The sequence below is a fragment of the Streptomyces sp. NPDC101393 genome, assembly GCF_044767385.1.
In the GTDB taxonomy this organism is placed as follows: Bacteria; Actinomycetota; Actinomycetes; order Streptomycetales; family Streptomycetaceae; genus Streptomyces.
The window spans coordinates 23,775-42,370 of the sequence record NZ_JBIWNU010000005.1 but is presented as its reverse complement, the minus strand read 5'-3'; the positions used below and the strand labels follow the sequence as shown (position 1 = coordinate 42,370).

15 protein-coding genes and 1 tRNA gene are annotated in these 18,596 nt (G+C 71.6%); 7 read left to right on the top strand and 9 right to left on the bottom strand.

Annotated elements, in window-relative coordinates:
- Position 1: 1 nt before the first annotated feature.
- On the bottom strand, positions 2–790 hold the full coding sequence (locus tag ACIRQ7_RS17055; protein ID WP_404263207.1) for a GntR family transcriptional regulator: 789 nt from the start codon (positions 788–790) through the stop codon (positions 2–4).
- 295 nt (positions 791–1,085) lie between these two features.
- Complete coding sequence (locus tag ACIRQ7_RS17050; RefSeq protein WP_404263205.1) at positions 1,086–5,102, bottom strand: AAA family ATPase; 4,017 nt, start codon at positions 5,100–5,102, stop codon at positions 1,086–1,088.
- A gap of 829 nt (positions 5,103–5,931) precedes the next feature.
- On the opposite strand from ACIRQ7_RS17050, the gene ACIRQ7_RS17045 reads away from it, so the two are divergent.
- On the top strand, positions 5,932–6,153 hold the full coding sequence (locus tag ACIRQ7_RS17045) for a hypothetical protein (RefSeq protein ID WP_401465063.1): 222 nt from the start codon (positions 5,932–5,934) through the stop codon (positions 6,151–6,153).
- Positions 6,154–6,833: 680 nt separating this feature from the next.
- Here the strand turns inward: ACIRQ7_RS17045 and ACIRQ7_RS17040 are convergent.
- From ACIRQ7_RS17040 to ACIRQ7_RS17030, 3 genes are all read right to left on the bottom strand, one after another.
- Positions 6,834–6,907, bottom strand: a tRNA-Pro gene (locus ACIRQ7_RS17040).
- A 108-nt stretch (positions 6,908–7,015) separates the two neighbouring features.
- Positions 7,016–7,477: a hypothetical protein gene (locus ACIRQ7_RS17035; protein ID WP_404263203.1), complete on the bottom strand. Its 462-nt coding sequence runs from the start codon at positions 7,475–7,477 to the stop codon at positions 7,016–7,018.
- A 103-nt stretch (positions 7,478–7,580) separates the two neighbouring features.
- Positions 7,581–8,507 (bottom strand): metallophosphoesterase, encoded by a 927-nt coding sequence (locus ACIRQ7_RS17030; protein WP_404263202.1) that lies wholly within the window; start codon positions 8,505–8,507, stop codon positions 7,581–7,583.
- Positions 8,508–8,653: 146 nt separating this feature from the next.
- On the opposite strand from ACIRQ7_RS17030, the gene ACIRQ7_RS17025 reads away from it, so the two are divergent.
- Positions 8,654–9,118 carry a GatB/YqeY domain-containing protein gene (locus tag ACIRQ7_RS17025; RefSeq protein ID WP_403673603.1) on the top strand — a complete coding sequence of 155 codons (465 nt, stop codon included), beginning with the start codon at positions 8,654–8,656 and terminating at the stop codon, positions 9,116–9,118.
- A gap of 165 nt (positions 9,119–9,283) precedes the next feature.
- Here ACIRQ7_RS17025 and ACIRQ7_RS17020 read toward each other — a convergent pair whose 3' ends face one another.
- The gene (locus ACIRQ7_RS17020; RefSeq protein ID WP_404263200.1) at positions 9,284–11,479 is read right to left on the bottom strand and encodes a transglycosylase domain-containing protein; all 2,196 of its coding nucleotides are present in this window, start codon (positions 11,477–11,479) and stop codon (positions 9,284–9,286) included.
- 383 nt (positions 11,480–11,862) lie between these two features.
- Here ACIRQ7_RS17020 and ACIRQ7_RS17015 point away from each other — a divergent pair, with 383 nt between their 5' ends.
- Positions 11,863–12,204, top strand: coding sequence for a WhiB family transcriptional regulator (locus tag ACIRQ7_RS17015; protein WP_401465166.1), 342 nt, complete (start codon positions 11,863–11,865; stop codon positions 12,202–12,204).
- 278 nt (positions 12,205–12,482) lie between these two features.
- On the opposite strand, the gene ACIRQ7_RS17010 is transcribed toward ACIRQ7_RS17015, so the two are convergent.
- Both ACIRQ7_RS17010 and ACIRQ7_RS17005 read right to left on the bottom strand, forming a co-directional pair.
- A complete protein-coding gene (locus ACIRQ7_RS17010) occupies positions 12,483–13,883 on the bottom strand; it encodes an ArsA family ATPase (protein WP_404263198.1) in 1,401 nt (466 codons plus the stop codon).
- Entirely contained in the window at positions 13,880–14,902 is a 1,023-nt protein-coding gene (locus ACIRQ7_RS17005) for an ArsA family ATPase (protein WP_404263196.1), read from the bottom strand. Before ACIRQ7_RS17005 ends, ACIRQ7_RS17010 begins: the two co-directional genes overlap by 4 nt.
- Positions 14,903–15,099: 197 nt before the next feature.
- Between ACIRQ7_RS17005 and ACIRQ7_RS17000 the strand changes: the two genes are divergently transcribed.
- From ACIRQ7_RS17000 to ACIRQ7_RS16985, 4 genes are all read left to right on the top strand, one after another.
- Complete coding sequence (locus ACIRQ7_RS17000; RefSeq protein ID WP_003967454.1) at positions 15,100–15,258, top strand: DUF4177 domain-containing protein; 159 nt, start codon at positions 15,100–15,102, stop codon at positions 15,256–15,258.
- Complete coding sequence (locus ACIRQ7_RS16995; RefSeq protein WP_404263194.1) at positions 15,255–15,719, top strand: RidA family protein; 465 nt, start codon at positions 15,255–15,257, stop codon at positions 15,717–15,719. The genes ACIRQ7_RS17000 and ACIRQ7_RS16995 overlap by 4 nt, the downstream gene beginning before the upstream one ends.
- 180 nt (positions 15,720–15,899) lie before the next feature.
- Positions 15,900–16,871 (top strand): NUDIX hydrolase, encoded by a 972-nt coding sequence (locus ACIRQ7_RS16990; protein WP_404263192.1) that lies wholly within the window; start codon positions 15,900–15,902, stop codon positions 16,869–16,871.
- Positions 16,868–17,698 carry an MBL fold metallo-hydrolase gene (locus ACIRQ7_RS16985; RefSeq protein WP_404263191.1) on the top strand — a complete coding sequence of 277 codons (831 nt, stop codon included), beginning with the start codon at positions 16,868–16,870 and terminating at the stop codon, positions 17,696–17,698. The genes ACIRQ7_RS16990 and ACIRQ7_RS16985 overlap by 4 nt, the downstream gene beginning before the upstream one ends.
- Before the next feature lie 69 nt (positions 17,699–17,767).
- On the opposite strand, the gene ACIRQ7_RS16980 is transcribed toward ACIRQ7_RS16985, so the two are convergent.
- Entirely contained in the window at positions 17,768–18,592 is an 825-nt protein-coding gene (locus ACIRQ7_RS16980) for a nucleotidyltransferase (protein WP_404263189.1), read from the bottom strand.
- Positions 18,593–18,596: the final 4 nt, after the last annotated feature.

The following is an 18,596-nucleotide window of genomic DNA, read 5'->3' as shown; positions in this document are numbered from 1 at the left end:
GTCACCACCTGGCCAGTGGGGTCGTGAAGACGAGTTCGGTGCGGTCGCCGGGGATCAGCAGGTCCGAGACCTCCACGGTCCTGCCCCGGGTGTCGATCGAGATCTTGCGGAGCCGGATCACGGAGACGCCCTTCTGAAGACCGAGCTCCTCGGCCTCTTCCCAGGTGGGGGGCCGGGCCGTGACCCGCTCGACGACCCGGTCCACCTCGATGCCCAGCGTGAGGAGCTGGTTCTGTGTGCCGCCCGGCCACGGCTCCTTGGTCTCGTCGAGGAGATCCGGGTTGGACGCGACCACGGCGTGGACGAGATACGAGGTGGCGAGGTGGAAGGGCGCGTCGCCGTCGCGGAGGAAGGTGCGGTAGCTCCGGCGGAGCAGCCGGGTGCCCACAGGGACGGAGAAAACGGCCGCCAGGTCCTCGTCGGCCCGCACTTCGCGGTAGTGGGCCCGGAACTCCAGCCCGGGTGCGGTCAGGCCGGTGTCGTGCTCGGTGGTACCCGTCTGCAGGCGCTCGGTTTCCCGCAGCCGCGCACGGTCCTTCTCCCACTGGTGGCGTGCGTTGCTGCGCTCCACCCTCTGCCGCCGCTCACGGACGAAGTTGCCGACGCCGTGCCGCTTGTCGATCAGCCCCTCGGCGAGCAGTTCGGCCAGCGCGTCGCGCATCGTCGGCACGCTGGTGTGGTGCTCCTTGGCGAGGGCGGTCTCGGCCGGGAGGCGCTGCCCCGGCTTCATCCGGCCGGTGCGGATCTCCTGCCGCAGCGCATCGGCGATCCGCTCATACGTCTTGGCCATGTCGCGCGCACCGTCCCTGATCGTCGGACGGATCCAGTCTAGTCCTCAAGAGGAGTTGATGACGTACGCGCGCTCACCACAGGGCGCCTCACCGGCCGAACAGGCGCCTCACCAGGGGCCCGGGGCATGAAAACGCCCGATCGCTGGCGACGGGGGATGCACCAGCGATCGGGCTGTGGCCAAGCCTAGCAAGGCTGCTTCGTCTGTGGGAGCCGACTGCCCAGCTGCGACGAGGAGTTGTGATCGGCGTCACGCGCCGCGCCGCACCCGGAAGACCCCGCCGCGCCGTGCGCCTTCACTCTTCGCCGCACGGCGGCTCGTAGGAGAGGTGGGGCAGATACTCACGCCATCTCTCCCGTGTCAGCACGCCCCGAGTGGTCGAACAAATGCGGTCGATCGCCCTGTCGGAGTCCAGCTTCCACAGCCGTACGGTGCCGGCGCCGCTCGACACCCCGAGCATGTGGCTCTTGGGGCTGAACGACAGGAAGTTGCCCGCCTTGGCGTTTGGGCTCGTCGATTGGCCGATGGGTGAGGCCTTGGAGGGCAGCCTGACATTCCAGAACCGGATCGTGTTGTCGTTGCCGCCGCTCGCCAGGGTGCGGCCGTCCTTGCTGAAGGTCAGCGAGACGATCGCCTCGGTGTGGCCCGTGAGCGGGGCGCCCAGCCGGGCCGCCTTGCGAGGGTCGGCCATGTTCCAGAGCCGGACGGTGTTGTCGTCGCTGCCGCTGGCCAGGGTGCGGCCGTCCGGACTGTAGGAGAGCGCGTTGACGGGGCCCAGGTGTCCCTTGAGGGGCGGCCCGAGCCGGGCGGTGTGACGCGGATCGGCGGTGTTCCAGAGCCGGATGGTGGCGTCCGCGCTGCCGCTGGCGAGCGTACGGCCGTCCGGGCTGAAGGCGAGGGTGTTGATGTAGCCCTTGTGGCCGGTGAGCGGCTTGCCGAGCCGGGTGGCGTGGGAGGGGTCGCTGACGTCCCACAACTGGAGGCTGTGGTCGTCATAGGCGGTCGCCAGAGTGCGCCCGTCCGGGCTGTACGCCAGCGCGTTGGGACCCATGAAGCGGGTCCGCAGGGTGAGGAACCGTGCGTAGGGGACCGGCCGGGACGCGTCGGTCACGTTCCACAGGTGCACCGCCCGGTTGCCCGTCAGCACCGCGAGGGTGCGGCCACCGGGGGAGAACGCCAGCGCCCGTGGGCCGCCGTCCCGTGCCATGAAGGGTTTGCTCAGCGCCTCGGGCCGCTCGGGAGTCTGCACGTTCCACAGCCGGACACGTCCGTTGCGTGCGGCCGTGGCGAGCACCCGCCCGTCCGGGCGGAAGGCACCGCTGCGCCCGACCATGTTCGACGCCGGGATCGACCACAGCCGGACCTTGCCGTCGCCCGTCCCCGTGGCGAGGGTCCGCCCGTCAGGGCTGAAGCCCACCGCGTACATCTCGCCGCTGCTGCCCGCGAGGGGCTCGCCGACCTGCGACGGGTACCCCGGATCGGTGACGTTCCACAGGCTCGCCGTGCTGTCGGCGCTGCCGGCGGCGAGCATCGTGCCGTCGGGACTGAAGGTCACCGACCAGACGGGCCCCTTGTGGCCGGTGAGGGGCACGCCGATCTGGGTGGCCCGGCCGCGGTCGGCCACGTCCCAGAGCCGGACGGTGTTGTCCGCGCTGCCGCTGGCGAGAGTGCGGCCGTCGGGGCTGAAGGCGACGGAGTGCACCGTGTCGGTGTGTCCGGTCAGCGCGGTGCCGACCGGTTTCGGATGACGCGGATCGCCGAGCTCCCACAGCCGGATCGTGTGGTCGTCGCCGCCGGCCGCAAGCGTGTGCCCGTCCGGGCTGAACGCCACCGAGCGTACGGCGGCGGTGTGTCCGGTCAGGGCACCGAGCGACGTCGGCCGGTGCGGATCGTCCACGTTCCACAGGCGGACGGTGCGCTCTTCGGTGGCCGAGGCCAGCGTGTGCCCGTCCGGGCTGAAGGCGAGCAGCGAGATCGTGCCGTCATGGCCGGTCACGGGCGGCCCGAGCGGGCGCGGGTGGCGGGGGTCGCGCACGTCCCACAGCCGGATCGTGCCGTCGTCCGAAGCGCTGGCGAGGGTGTGCCCGTCCGGGCTGAAGACGGCGGTGCTCACCCAGCTCGTATGGCCGGTGAGAGGCTTGCCCAGGGGGTGGGGCCGGGTCGGGTCCGCCACGTCCCACAGCCGGACGGTCCGGTCGTAGCCGGCGGTCGCCAGGAGCCGCCCGTTCGGGCTGAACGAGGTGAGGTAGACGGCGCCGGTGTGGCCACGGAGCGGCGTGGCCAGCGGCGCGTTCACTATCGAGATCAGCCGGTTGTTGGTGCCCTCGTCCTCGGGCCGCAAGCCGTGCGCCACCAGGTCGAGCTGAGCCGACAGGGACGGGTCCGTGTACTGGGCGCGATCGGCCTGGGCCAGCACCTGCTCGAAAACGGTGTCGTCCCGCTGCTGCCACGCGACCACCGCTGAACCGACAGCCAGCATCGCCATGACGACCAGCGCCGCCACCGCACCACGGCTGATCCAGGCGGTGCGCTTGCGCAGCCGGTTCGAAGCAGCCAGGAATTCCACCGCGCAGCGGGTCAGGAAGGTGTCACCGGCCGATTCCGACCAACTGCGGGCCTGTTCCAGGCGGGAGCCCCGGTAGAGCAGCGACGTGTCGCGGTGCGAGCCCTCCCAGGCCCTGCTGTCGTCCTCCAGGCGCTGGCGCAGCAGATTGCCGTTGCGGTCCTCGTCGATCCAGTCGCGCAGCCGCGGCCAGGCGTGCAGCAGCGCCTCATGAGTGATCTCCACGGCCTCCGCGTCGAGGGTCACCAACCGCGCGTGCACCAGCGCTTCGAGCGATTCCTCCGTCTTGTTCGGATCCGTCGACTCGTCCGCCAGTTGGCGCCGCGTCCCCCGCCTCCGGGTGGCCTGGGTGTCCTCGCCCAGCCGGACCAGCCTGAGGAGCAGCAGCCTCGCGGCCGTGCGTGCCGTCGGGTCGAGGCCGGACCAGGCCCGCTCGGCGGTCGCCGCCACGGCTCCCTGGATCCCGCCCGCCGCGCGGTAGCCGGACAGCGTCAGCCGTCCCGCCTTCCGGCGCTGCCAGGTGGCGAGCAGGGCGTGGGAGAGGAGCGGCAGCACCCCCGCGTCGTGCGTCCCGTTCGGACCGTCCGCGCTCACTTCCCGGATGATCAGCTCCGCCAGCCCCGGTTCGAGCTCCAGCCCCACGGCCTTGGCCGGGCCGGTCACTGCTTCGCGCAGCTCCGCGGTGGTCAGCGGCCCCAGCACCATGTGCCGGTGCTGCAGCGCGTCGGCCAGTTCGGGATACCCGAGGCACTGCTCGTAGAAGTCGGCGCGTATGCCGAGGATGACGAGCAGCGGTGCCGGTTCGCCCGAGTCGGAGGGCGTGCACGCGGCGTGCAGAATCTGGAGGAAGGTGCGCCTGACCGCCTCGTCGGAGCAGAGGGTGAACGCCTCCTCGAACTGATCCACGATCACCACCGGACGCGCGGCGGACGACGTCTCGCGGCGCGCCCACGCGGCGGCGGCCTCCCGCACCGCCTGCGCGAACTGCGGAGTGCCGGGCTCGGCCGCGGCCGGCTCCTCCGCCGTAGGGACGAGGCGGGCGAGCCCGGGGATGCGGCGGGTCAGCTCCGCGAGCGGATCGCCTCCCGGTACGAGCTGCAGGACCTCCCGCTCCCGGCCGTCCCCGTCACCCAGTGACCCGCTCTTCACCGCGGGCGCCAATCCGGCATTCAGCAGCGACGACTTGCCCGCCCCAGAGGCGCCCACCAGCATGACCAGGCCGCCGGTCCGCTCCGTCGCGCGGAGTTGGGCCGCCAGCGCATCGGTGCTCCGCTCCCGGCCGAAGAACCACCGGGTGTCCTGCTGACGATACGAAGCCAGCCCCCGGTACGGGCACACACCGGAAACGGACGCGGTGTCGGCCGGGGGGTGTTCCTCCTCCTGCGCGGCCGCCGCGGCCCGGTCTCCCACCGGGTCGGCGACCGCCCGCTGCCACAGGCGCTCCCACTGGGCCAGGTCGTACAGGCCCGCGGACACCGGCACGGGCCGCAGGCGCCGGGCCGGGGGGATCAGGATCTGCAGCACCGCCGCCAGGGCGGCGAACTGCGCAGGGACGTTCTTGGCCCGCCGCCAGTCGCTGATCCGCTGCACGGACACCCGTACGGGCCGCCCCCGCTCGTCGACCCGCTGCAGCCGGACGACCGCGTCGGCCACCTTCTTCAGGGGAGGGTTGCCGGCCTCCTTGTACAGCAGCGCGAGACGTTCCGCGAAGGCTGTGCGTGCCCCTGAGTCGGAACTCAAGGCCTCCACCCCTTACTTCCCCCGCGCTTGGACATCCGGACCGGAAAACTCACCTTAGCTGGCTGACCTGTGGCGAAGCCGCTGCTCCGAAACCGGAACCTCCTCGCCGGGAGCCACGGCTGGCAGGATCATCACCAGCAGCGCACCATCCGGGCGTTGCCCGGAAAGACCAACAGCCAAGCGCTCGGAACGACATCTCCCCAGGCATGTTCCCCGTCCTCTTCCGCAGGATCCACCAGCCGGCGGTGAAGGTCTCGGCACATGAGCGCGAGGGATCTGTGGAGACGGATCCCCCACCGACTGCTGGCGCGCCGACCACGGGTCCGGCCGCGCCGGCACCGCGCCACCACGGCGCGGACCGCAGCCTGCGCCGTTCGGCACCGGTCCCCACGAGGGGAGGGACCGGTGACGAACGGCGCGGAGTTGCTTCCGCCGCGATCCCTGCGCGATCCCCGCGCGTGCCCCTGCCCGCGCCTCTGAGCGACCCCGGCACATTCCCGCACGCGTTCCGCTGAGCGGTTGCCTGAGCGGTTCCCTGCGCGGTTCCCTGCGCGTCCCAAGATCCTTCCCGACCCGCTCCGATGCGCTCCACGCCCACGCGATGTGTCCCACGTCACTGCCGCCGCGCGCGAGGGACTGCCAGGGCGCGCGGGGCGAAGGGGCGATCGGGGGGCGAGCTGAAGCCAGGACCCACGATCTTCTTCCGGCCCCCTCGCAGGGCCGCTCTCCGCCGTCCTCGCCGTGGCCCCGCACCGACCGTTAGTGATCACTTAGTGATCCATTAGTGGGGCCGGGCAACGTGGTGGTCGTTCACGGAAGCACTTCGTAGGAGCGAAATATGCGCAAGAAGCTCGGCAAGGCAGCTGTCGTCCTGGCCGCCGTAGCGGCGGCCACCACGATCAGCATGGGGGCGGCGCAGGCGGCGGACGAATACCGTGGCTTCCCCACGGAGAAGGCGTGCATGGACAAGGGGGCAGCGCTGACGAACAACGGTCACACTGCCGGCTACATGTGCTCCCCCCAGAGCGACGGCTGGCTGCTCGAAGTGGGCAACGACTGACAAGCGCCTCGTGATGAGTGCCCCTGCACTCTCCTTGGTACCCAACGGGCCCGAATGTTCCGCCTCGCATCGCGGCGGGCTCTGAACCAGAACCAACGACTTCCCCGGGCCTCCACGGCGGCCCGGGGAAGTCGTGTTCGTCTGCCGCTGCATGCCGCGCGCTGTGGATGAGCCCAGTGCCCCGCTCCCGAGGGCCCGTTCGGCCTTCTGCCCTGTCGTGTATGGGCGTGACAAGCCTCTGAACTGGCGGCCTACTTCAACACCGGCTCTTCGGGGGGCGCCTGGGGGGATCACTCCGCTCCTCCCCGAATGAGGTCCGGCGAGAGGCCATACCGGTCCCGCCCGGCATACGCGCAGGTCATGCTGTCGGCATGAGCTCGGCAGTGCGGTCGCCGCGGGCGTCGGCATGCGAGGGGGAACTCGTAGGTCTGGAGACCGAGTTCGTGCGCCGGCTACCGCATCATCGGCGCCCCCACCCGACTGACCGGCCTGCGTGTGTCCCACGTCACCCGTCGCCGTGGCCAATGAGTTGCTGCGGGCCCGCTTGGAGGGCGCGGCCGTAAGGGCTGCTCGGGAGAAGAAGTCCAAGATCTTCCCCCAACTTCCCCCAAGCCGGCCGGGAGAAACGGCAAGGGCCTGATCCTCAGTGAGAATCAGGCCCTTGCTCTGTGTTCCTTCAGTCGGGGTGGCGGGATTTGAACCCACGACCTCTTCGTCCCGAACGAAGCGCGCTGCCAAGCTGCGCTACACCCCGAAGCAACGAGCTCTACTTTAGCGGACTGATCCCCGTAGGCGAAATCCGGTTGTTGTGGAGCCGGAGAGAGGGCCTGACCTGGGCGATCGCGGTGGATCGCGGAGGGAATCAGAAGACGTACGGGCGGCGGAAGCGCCGGGGGCGGGTCAGGAGCAGCCAGTCGGCGAGGGCGGCCAGAGGGGTCACCGTGTGCGGGAGGTGATCCGCGGCGCCGGGGGCGAGGGCCGCCGGGGCGAGGTGAGGGACGAGGCCGGTGAGGGCGATGAGGAGGACGACGCCGGCCGTGATGCGCGGGGAGACGGGGCGGCGGCCGGTCCAGGCGCGGTGGGCGGACCAGGCGAAGGCCACCATCACGGCGAGGTTCGCCACCACCGTGAGGGAGAAGAGAGGGCGGGGCCGGGCCGGGAGGGTGAGGCCGGTGAGGGCGGCGGTGGTGATGAGGAGGCGGGCGAGCGCGGCGACGGGGAGGCGGGACGCGGGGGCCACCGCTGCTGCCGGGGTGCGGGCGGAGGCGCCGATCGGGCCGGCAGCGTGGCGCGTGGACTGCGAGGTCCGGGTGGGGTCGGGCATTCCTCCACGGCAGGGGCCGGGCACGCCGGTGAGGAGGGCGTCTGGCCCGTCCTCACCGGCCGTAATTCCGTTCCCGGGGCGCCCCCCGCCCCTCCGGAGATCTTCAGTCGCGCGCCGTCAGGGTCAGCAGCGTCGCCTCAGGGGGGCAGGCGAAGCGGACCGGGGTGTAGCGGTTGGTGCCGCAGCCGGCGGAGACGTGGAGGTAGGAGGTCCGGCCTTCGGCGGTGTGGGTGGAGAGGCCCTTCACGCGGTCGGCGTCGAGGTCGCAGTTGGTGACCAGGGCCCCGTAGAAGGGGATGCAGAGCTGGCCGCCATGGGTGTGCCCGGCCAGGATCAGCGGGTAGCCGTCGGCGGTGAAGGAGTCCAGCGAGCGCAGGTAGGGGGCGTGCACGACGGCGAGGGAGAGGTCGGCGCCGGCTTCCGGGCCGCCGGCCACCTCGGCGTACCGGTCGCGCTTGATGTGCGGGTCGTCCAGGCCGGTCAGGGCGATCTCGATGCCCTCCAGCTTGAGGCGGCCGCGGGTGTTGGAGAGGCCGACCCAGCCGGCGGCGTCGAAGGCGTCGCGCAGGTCTTCCCACGGGTTGTGGACCACGTTGACGGCCGGAGCGTTGCCGTTCAGGCCGTGCCGCCCCTGGAGCCGCTCGGTCAGGTAGCGGGCGGGGTTGCGCAGCTTGGGGCCGTAGTAGTCGTTGGAGCCGAAGACGTACGCACCGGGGAACTCCATCAGCGGGCCGAGCGCGTCCAGCGCCTCGGGGACGCCTTCGGGGTCGGAGAGGTTGTCGCCGGTGTTGATCACGAAGTCGGGACGCAGCCCGGCGAGCGACTGGAGCCAGCGCTGCTTCTTGCGCTGTCCGCGGACCATGTGGACGTCGGAGACCTGCAGGACGCGCAACGGCCGCATGCCGCGGGGCAGTACGGGCACGGTGACGCGCCGGAGGCGGAAGGAACGGACTTCGAAGCCGGCGGCGTAGGCCAGGCCGGCCGCACCGACTGCGGTCAGGGTCAGGGGTACTCCGTATCGCGCGCGCATCCTCCCATCGTCGCAGAGGAGAGGGGGAAGACGGGAGCCGAAGGGGGCCGGAGAGGAGACAGCGGGCGGGGGCGGCGGACGGGGACCGGGTGGCGAGGCGGGAAAAGGCGCGCCGGTTGCCTGTGGGGGCGGGCATACTCGACGTCATGACCACGCTCAAGTCCAAGCTGCACGACGACCTCACGCTCGCGATCAAGGCGCGCGACGAGCTGCGTTCCTCGACCCTCCGCCTCACGCTGACCGCGATCCAGAAGGAGGAGGTCGCGGGCACCGCGTCGCGTGAGCTGTCCGACGGCGAGGTGGAGAAGATCATCGCGCGGGAGGCCAAGAAGCGCCGCGAGGCCGCCGAGGCGTTCGACAAGGGCGGCCGGGCCGAGTCCGCAGAGCGTGAGCGGGCCGAGGGCGAGCTGCTCGCCGACTACCTGCCCAAGCAGCTGACCGACGCGGAGCTGGAGAATCTGGTCGCGGCGGCCGTGGCCGAGGCCAAGGGCGCCGGCGCCGAGGGCCCGCGCGCGATGGGTGCCGTCATGAAGATCGTGAACCCGCAGGTGGCAGGCCGGGCGGACGGCGGCCGGGTGGCCGCGGTGGTGAAGAAGCTGCTCGCCGTCTGAGGCATGGGCCCGTACGCACGGGCGGGCCCGGACGCATGGGCCCAAGCGTGGCAGGGGCGCCCCTCATGGCTCATGAGGGGCGCCCCTGCCGTGCGTCCGGGCTGCCGCGGCGCCCTGTGGGCCGAGCGTCGTGCGCGCGCTGCGCGCCCCGGCCCAAGGAGCCGGTCACCAGCCGCCGTTGCCGCCGCCCAGAATGTCCGGGAAGTGCGGGAGGTGCCATCCGCCGCCGGGCTTGTTGCCGCCGTGGCCGCGCTTGCCGGGCTTGGGCTTGCCGTGCCCCTTCTCGTCGTCGTCCGCCTTCTTGTCCTTGCCGGGGTCGTCGATCGGCACGGTCGGCAGGGACGGAGCGGGCTTGTCGGACAGCGCGCCGGACATCGCGTCGCGCCAGATGGGGCCGGGGGTGTCGGCGCCGTAGACCTTGTCGTGGTAGCTGCCGCCGATGGAGATGTCGAACATCTTCCGCTTGTGCTGCGGGTCGCCGACCCAGACCGCGCCGGCCGCGTTCGGGGTGTAGCCCACGAACCAGGCGGCATAGCGGCTGTCGCTGGTACCAGTCTTGCCGGCGCTGTCGCGGCCCTTGAGCCCGGCCTCCTTGCCGGTACCGTCCTCGACGACGCCCTTGAGGAGGGTGTTGATCGTCTTCGCCGTCCTCTCCGACATCGCCTCGTGGCAGCTGCTCTTCGGGACGTTCATCGCCCTGCCCTGCGGGTCGGTGATCGACGCGATGGCGACGGGGGTGCAGTACCGGCCGCCGTTGGCGAACGAGGCGTAGCCGGCCGCCATCGTCAGCGGCGACATCTCCTGCACGCCGAGCGTCATGGAGGGCACTTCCTGCAGCTTCTTGCCGTCCGCGCGCTCGATGCCCATGTTCTGCGCCATCTTCACCGCGGGGCAGACGCCCATATCGCTGATCAGCTGCACGAAGTAGGTGTTGACCGACTTCGCGGTCGCCTCCTTCATGGCGTACGGGCCGACCTCTTCCTTGTTCTCGTTCTGGGTGGACTCCCTGCCCTGCCACTCACCGTCGCAGGTCTGCACGGGGCTGGGATACGCCATCCGGTAGGGCGCGGAGTACTCCTGATACGGGCTCGTGCCCTGCTCCAGAGCGGCCGCGGCCACCACGGGCTTGAAGGTCGAGCCGGGCTGGTAGCCGGCGCCGCCGCCCATGCTCTGGTCCACCGAGAGGTTGATCTGGGTCTGGTTGTCGCCGAAGCCGTAGGGGCGGGACTGGCCCATGCCCAGGATCTTGCCGGTGCCCGGCTCCACGATGGACGCCGCGCTGGCGACCGGGTCGTCCTCGTAGACGTGATCGCTTATCGACGTCTGGATCGACTTCTGGGCCTGCGGGTCGAGGGTGGTCCGGATCGTCATGCCGCCCTGGTTCCAGCGCTGCGAGCGGACCTTCCGGGTCTTGCCGAAGGTCTTGTCGTTGAGGAAGGTCTCGCGGACGTAGTCACAGAAGAAGCCGGCGCCCGCGGTGGCGGTGATGCAGCCGTTCTTGGGGCGGCTGACGGCCAGCCGGATCGGCTTCTTGGCGGCCTCGTCGGCCTGCGCCTGGGTGATGTTCTTCAGGTCGGCCATCCGCTGCAGGACGGTGTTCCGGCGCCGGGTCGCTTCCTTCGGGTCGTTGACCGGGTCGTAGCGGCTCGGCGACTGGACGATGCCGGCCAGCAGGGCCGACTCCTCCAGGCTGAGGTCCTTGGCGTGCTTGCTGAAGTAGCGCTGGGCCGCGGCCTCGATGCCGTACGACTGCTGTCCGAAGAAGGTGATGTTGAGGTAGTTCTGCAAGATCTTGCGCTTGCCGAGCTCCTCCTCCACCTGGATCGCGTACTTCAGTTCCTTGACCTTGCGGCCGATGGTCTGCTGGGTGGCCTGCGCGACCTTGTCCGGGTCGTCGCCCGCCTCCTCGACGAAGACGTTCTTCACGTACTGCTGGGTCAGCGTCGAGGCACCCTGGGAAACGCCGCCGCTCTGGGCGTTCTTGTTGACCGCGCGCAGGATGCCCTTCAGGTCCACGGCACCGTGGTCGTAGAAGCGCGCGTCCTCGATCGCGACGATCGCCTTCTGGATGTACGGCGACATGTCCTTGAGGCCGACGACCGTACGGTCACGTGAGTAGACCTTGGCGATCTCGCCGCCCTTGTCGTCCAGGATGCGGGTCCGCTGGCTCAGCGGCGGTGTCTTGAGGTTCGCCGGAATGTCGTCGAATCCCTCGACCGAACCCTTGGCGGCGAGACCCAGCGCTCCTGCGGCGGGGAGCGCGATACCGGCGAGGACGGCTCCGGCCAGGACGCTGACACCGAGGAACTTGGCGGCCTGCTGGGTCCTCGTCAGACCCCCGCCGTCGCGCTTCTTAGCCATGAGGGCACCCTACGTTCTCAATCGCCGGACAGGGGCGCACCTGTTCGCTTAGCCTGTATTCACCGGCCACGGCCGAACGGTTACGCACGAGTTCGTCAACCCCCTCTCCCGATGCGAACAGTGCCCCACACGTCCGCCCGTGTCGCTGAATATCCCGTGTGACCACGGCGAACTGTCCCGCCTTGTGCGCAAGGTGACGTATGCCCTCCGGTCACTCCGTTGGGTGATCTGCCGCGTACGCATAGTCCGTTCGGGCCATTCAAGATTGGGCCCGAAGGGGGTGTTGCGCCCTGCCCGCCTTCCGTAACGTCCTCAACTGGCAACGGTGAATATGCCGATTGCCGCCGTGGGGGAGCCTCGATTCGGGAGAGGACGGCGCCAGCATGAGCTGGGTAACCGACTGGAGTGCACAGGCAGCCTGCCGCACTACTGATCCGGATGAATTGTTCGTTCAAGGGGCGGCGCAGAACCGCGCCAAGGCGGTGTGCACCGGATGTCCGGTGCGTACGGAGTGCCTGGCCGATGCCCTGGACAACCGGGTCGAGTTCGGCGTGTGGGGCGGAATGACCGAACGCGAGCGGAGGGCGCTGCTGCGCCGCCGCCCGACCGTGACGTCATGGCGTCGCCTGTTGGAGACAGCGCGAACGGAATACGAGCGCAGCACCGGCATGCTGCCGGAGGGGTGTGAGGTCGAGGCGTTCGACGAGTTCGCCGCGGTCGGCTAGCGGAGCCTCCCGGCCGGAGACGGCCGGAGGACCGGGAATGGGGCATCTGCCAAGGATGGCCCGTCAGTGACTTCGGCATGCCCGCGGTTGGGGTGTGCCGTGGGGGGCAGGGCGGAGAACCGGCTGGTGCCGGTGGGGTGGGCCCGGTGTGAAGGCCCGGGGTGAAGCGTCGCCGGGGATCGGCGATCGGCCGGGCAGGGCAACACCGGCTGATCAACACCTGGTTGGTGCGGTGGCGCCGGTGTGAGTGGCCGGTGTGAGGGGTGGCGCCCCGTGCGTCAGCTGCCGGCTTCGGGCCGGTCGCCGGTGTCGGAAGGGCCGAGCGCGAGGCGCTCGCCGATCGCGCGCAGGCCGGCGAGGTCATGGACGTCGCCGGGCAGCGCGGCGACCTCTGTCACCGGGACCTCGGGATGCAGTGAGGTGAAGCGGTCCCGCGTGCGCCGTTCGCGCGCGAGGACCTGCATACGCTCCGCGTGCAGTCGCAGCAGCCCGGCGGCGAGTTGTGCCGCCGAGGCCTGAGGGGATGTCGGGTGCTCCGCCGGGGCAGCGGGGGAGAGGCCGTCGGCGGTACGTGATCCAGCCTTCCCGCCGTCGAGATCCACAATGCCGTCCGGTCCAAGATTTTCAGCGGGTTCGGTGGCGTCCTCGGATCCGGGCCGGGGGTCCGTGGCGGATCCGGTGCCGGTGTCGTCCGAGGCGGTGTCCTCGGCGGAGTGGTCCGGGTCCGTGAGGGCTTCCGCGGCGGCCAGCGCACGCTCCGCGCTCAGCTGCGCGGCACCGCTGCCGTGCACGCGGTTCAGCACCAGCCCGGCCAGCGGCATCTCCTCGGCGGCCAGCCGCTCGACGAAGTACGCGGCCTCGCGCAGCGCGTCCCGCTCCGGGGCGGCCACCACCAGGAATGCCGTGCCAGGGGCCTGGAGCAGGCGGTAGGTGGCGTCGGCGCGGGTGCGGAAGCCGCCGAACATGGTGTCCATCGCGGCCACGAAGGTCTGCACATCGCGCAGCAGCTGGCCGCCCATCAGCTTGCTGAGGGTGCCGGTCATCATCGACATGCCGACATTGAGGAACTTCATCCCGGCCCGGCCGCCGACCTTCGCCGGGGCCATCAGGACCCGGATGAACTTGCCGTCCAGGAAGGAGCCGAGCCGCTTGGGGGCGTCCAGGAAGTCCAGGGCGGACCGGCTCGGCGGGGTGTCGACGATGATCAGGTCCCACTCGTCGCTCGCGCGCAGCTGGCCCAGCTTCTCCATGGCCATGTACTCCTGCGTGCCCGCGAAACCGGCCGACAGGGACTGGTAGAAGGGGTTCTCCAGGATCGCGCGGGAGCGGTCGGCGTCCGCATGGCCCTCGACGATCTCGTCGAAGGTGCGCTTCATGTCCAGCATCATCGCGTGCAGTTCGCCGCCCGCGGCCTCCTCGACGCCCTTGACCTGGCGCGGGACGTTGTCCAGCTCGGAGATGCCCATCGACTGCGCCAGCCGCCGGGCCGGGTCGATCGTCAGCACGACGGCCTTGCGGCCGCGCTCGGCCGCGCGCACGCCCAGCGCGGCGGCGGTCGTGGTCTTGCCGACCCCGCCCGATCCGCAGCACACCACGATGCGGGTCCGCGGGTCATCGATCAGCGCGTCGACCTCGAGCCACGGGGCGGAGGCGTCCAGCGTCGTGTCGTCCGAGGTCATATGGGCCCCTGTTTCCGCAGGTCTCTCGCCAGACGGTAGAGCCCGGCGAGGTCCACTCCCTCGGGGAGCAGCTCCAACTCGTAGGTGGGCAGGCCGATTCCGGTCAGCTCGGCGTGCTCGGCGCGCTCCAGCTCGACCCGCTCGGCGTGCTCGCGGGCCTGCTCCAGCAGCGGGTCGATCAGCCGGTCCGCGAGGCCGCCGCGGCGCGCGCCGCCGAGGCCCGCCTGGGAGAGCGCCTTGGCGACGCCTGTACGGGCGCCACGGGCGGCGATGTCCAGGTCGCCGGTGTCCAGCACCGCGGGGCGGGTCATGTTGATGACGACGCCGCCCACCGGGAGGCCGGCGGCGCGCAGCTCCTCGACGCCGTCCGCGGTCTCCTGGACGGGCATCTCCTCCAGGAGGGTCACCAGATGCACCGCGGTCTCGGGGGACTTCAGGACCCGCATCACGGCCTGCGCCTGATTGTGGATCGGGCCGATCTTCGCCAGCCCGGCCACTTCGTCGTTGACGTTCAGGAAGCGGGTGATGCGGCCCGTCGGCGGGGCGTCCATCACGACGGCGTCGTAGACGAACTTGCCCTGCTTGTCCTTGCGGCGCACCGCTTCGCAGGCCTTGCCGGTCAGCAGGACGTCCCGCAGGCCCGGCGCGATCGTCGTGGCGAAATCGATGGCACCGAGCTTTTTGAGCGCCCGGCCGGCGCTGCCCAGCTTGTAGAACATCTGGAGGTAGTCCAGCAGGGCGCGTTCGGCGTCGATGGCCAGGGCGTGCACCTCGCCCGCCCGTTTGCCGCCCCGGTCGGTATCGCCGCGCGATACGCCTTCCGATGCCGGGGCCACGGCGATCTTGCGTTCCTCGTAAGGAAGCGCTTCGGTCTCGAACAGCTGGGCAATGCCCTGCCGGCCCTCGACCTCGACCAGGAGGGTACGGCGGCCCTCGGTGGCGAGGGCGAGGGCAAGGGCGGCGGCGACCGTGGTCTTTCCGGTACCGCCCTTGCCGCTGACGACATGGAGCCTGCTCACGCAAAGGAGCCTAACCAGTCCGCGTCCCGGCTACGCACAGGATCCACCGGGGATACCCCTGAGATCTGTCCCACGACACCTCAGGGCCATGCCGGGGATGTCACCCAGGGGAGCCCGGGAAATCCTGCGGGGCGGGCGTGCGCGAGCCGCGGCGGACGGCGTCCGCACCGGCCGGGGACAGGCATTACGCTCGCCCCATGACCAAGTGGGAATACGCGACCGTACCGCTGCTCGTGCACGCGACGAAGCAGATTCTGGACACCTGGGGCGAGGACGGCTGGGAGCTCGTCCAGGTCGTTCCGGGCCCGAACAACCCCGAGCAGCTGGTGGCCTACCTGAAGCGGGAGAAGGCATGAGCGCGGTCGAGGACAGGATCGCCGAACTCGGCCTGAAGCTGCCGCAGGTCGTGCCGCCGCTGGCCGCCTACCAGCCGGCCGTGCGCTCGGGCAGCTACGTCTTCACCTCCGGCCAGCTCCCGATGATCGACGGCGCGCTGCCGGCCGTCGGCAAGGTCGGCGCCGCCGTCACCGCTGAGCAGGGCCAGGAACTCGCCGCGACCTGCGCGCTCAACGCCCTCGCCGCCGTGAAGTCCGTCATCGGCGACCTGGACCGCATCCAGCGTGTCGTGAAGGTCGTCGGCTTCGTGGCCTCCGCGCCGGACTTCACCGGTCAGCCGGGTGTCATCAACGGCGCCAGCGAGCTGCTGGGCGAGATCCTGGGCGACAAGGGCGTGCACGCCCGCTCCGCCGTGGGCGTGGCGGTGCTCCCGCTGGACGCACCGGTCGAGGTCGAGATCCAGGTCGAGATCGCCGGCTGAGGCATCCGAGAACTCCGGCCGGCGGATCGCCGGCTGAAGGACCCCCCGGGGGCGCTCCCGTTTCGGGAGCGCCCCCGCGGCGTTCCCGACCGACCGGAACCCGTCCCCGCGCCCGTCGGCAGCAGGTATCGCGCCGGAGGGCCCCTCGAACATCCGCGCGTGAGCGCATAGCATCCGGCCATGTCGTCGACGACCAATGGCCAGTGGTACCCGCCGGAGTGGCCGGACCGTATCCGGGCGCTCGCGAGCGGCGAGCTGACCCCTGTCGCGCCCCGGCGGGCCGCGACCGTCCTGCTGCTGCGGGACGCTCCTGGCGGCGCTGCCGCGGGGGCGCCCGGCCCCACCGTCCACATGCTGCGCAGACGCGCCTCCATGGCCTTCGCCGGAGGCGCGTACGCCTATCCGGGCGGCTCCGTCGATCCACGCGACGAGCGCCCGGTGGCGTGGGCGGGGCCCTCGCGCGCCCAATGGGCCGTGCGGATGGGCGTCGACCCGGCCGCCGCCCAGGCCATCGTGTGCGCGGCGGTGCGCGAGACCTTCGAGGAGGCGGGCGTGCTGCTGGCCGGCGCCTCGGCCGACACGGTCGTGGCCGACACCACGGGCGAGGACTGGGAGGCGGACCGCGCGGCGCTGGTCGCGCACGAGCTGTCCTTCGCCGACTTCCTGGGCCGCCGCGGCCTGGTCCTGCGCTCCGACCTGCTCGGCGCCTGGGCCCGCTGGATCACCCCGGAGTTCGAGCCGCGGCGCTACGACACATGGTTCTTCGTCGCCGCGCTCCCCGCAGGCCAGCGCACCCGCAACGCCTCCACGGAGGCGGATCGCACGGTGTGGACCCGGCCCGCGGAGGCCGCCGCCGGCTACGACCGCGGTGAGCTGCTGATGATGCCGCCGACCATCTCGACGCTGCGCGCGCTCCAGCCGTACGACAGCGCTGCCGACGCACTGGCCGCCGCCGAGGCCCAGGATCTGACGCCGGTGCTGGCCCGCGCCGAGATCGTGGACGGGGAGATCGTGCTGAGCTGGCCGGGCCACGACGAATTCACCAAACTCATCGCGCCGAAGGACGACGGACCCGGGGAGGGCACTCCGCAGGAGGCCGCCCCCGACGGCCCCTCAGGCACCACCGGCCCCTCGGGAGGGACCCGCGCATGACCGAAGCCGCCGCCCTCCCCGGCCAGCCCCGCGGCGGAGTCATCTCGGGGCCCGCCACGGCACGCGCCCACTGCGTGCTGGCCCCGAACCCGTCCCCGATGACCCTGGACGGCACCAACACCTGGATCGTCGCCGAGCCGGACTCCGACCTCGCGGTCGTCATCGACCCGGGGCCGCTCGACGACGCCCACCTCCAGGCCGTCATCGACACCGCCGAGCGGGCCGGCAAACGCATCGGGCTGACCCTCCTGACCCACGGTCACCCGGACCACGCCGACGGGGCCGCCCGCTTCGCCGAGCTGACCCGTACGGCCGTGCGCGCCCTGGATCCGGCGCTGCGCCTCGGGGACGAGGGTCTCGAAGCGGGCGACGTCATCACCACCGGGGGCCTGGAGCTGCGCGTGGTGCCCACACCGGGCCACACCGCCGACTCGCTCTCCTTCCACCTCCCCGCCGACGGAGCGGTCGTCACGGGCGACACCATCCTGGGCCGCGGCACCACCGTGGTCGCGCACCCCGACGGGCGCCTGGGCGACTACCTCGACTCCCTGCGCCTGCTGCGCTCCCTCACGGTCGACGACGGCGTCTCGACGGTCCTTCCGGGTCATGGGCCGGTGCTGAACGACGCCCAGGGGGCGGTGGAGTTCTATCTGGCGCACCGCGCCAACCGCCTCGCCCAGGTGGAGACCGCCGTCGAATCCGGCCTTCGTACGCCCTCCGAAGTCGTCGCGAGTGTCTACGCCGACGTCGACCGCACCCTGTGGCCGGCCGCCGAGCTGTCCGTACGGGCCCAGCTCGACTACCTGGGCGAGCACGGGCTGATCTGACCGACGCGGTGCCCTGCGGCCCGCCGGGTGCGGCCCCGCCGGTTTCCGGCCCGGTGCCGGGCTCGGCCGCTACGGGGCGGTCGTCTTCGCCCCGTGGACGGCGAGGTATTCGCCGGCCAGCCAGGGGCCGAGGTCGTGGAGCAGCTCGTCGAGGATCGCGGCGGGGGCGTCGGCGGCGGGCGGATTGCGGGCGGCGCTCGCCACCGCGCGCATCTGCCCGGCCCGCTCCGGGTAGTAGCGGCCGAAGATCTCCGCGGACTCGGCGAGGTCGCTCGTCCAGCCGCCCCAACGGGGCATGACCAGCGTGCATCCGGTGCGTACGAGCTTGCGGGCGACGACCCGGGTCAGCCGGCGGCGCTCGGCGTCGCTGCGGGCCGCGGCCGCCTTCTCGCGCAGCCGGGGAAGGAAGCGGGCCAGATCGCCGTTGGTCTCCCGGGCGAGGAGCGACGTGGGGCGGTAGCGGGGCAGCTGTGCGGTGAGGTCCGGGCCGGTCAGCGGAGTGCACAGGCAGGCCACGAACCAGGCCGTGTCGTACCGCTCCGGCTCGCTCAGCAGCTCCTGGGCACCGGTCAGCAGGATTCCGGCGCCGTCGATCTGCGGGAAGGCGGCGTCCAGCCCGTCCTCGACGGCGCGGGCGTCGGCCTGGTCGGCCGCGGTGGGCGCGTCCCGCAGGACGAGCAGCGCGTCGAGGTCGGAGACGCCGGGGACGGCCGTGCCGCGCGGGATGCTGCCGTAGAGGTACGTGCTGGTCAGGCGGCCCGGTTGCGCGCCGAAGCGGGCGGTGAGCCGGGTGCGCAGGCCGTCGACGACCGGTGCGAAGACGGCGGAGACGCGGTCCAGCGACCCCTCCCGTACGAAGAAGCCGTCCCGGTCCAGTCCGCCGCCGTCGCTCATGGGC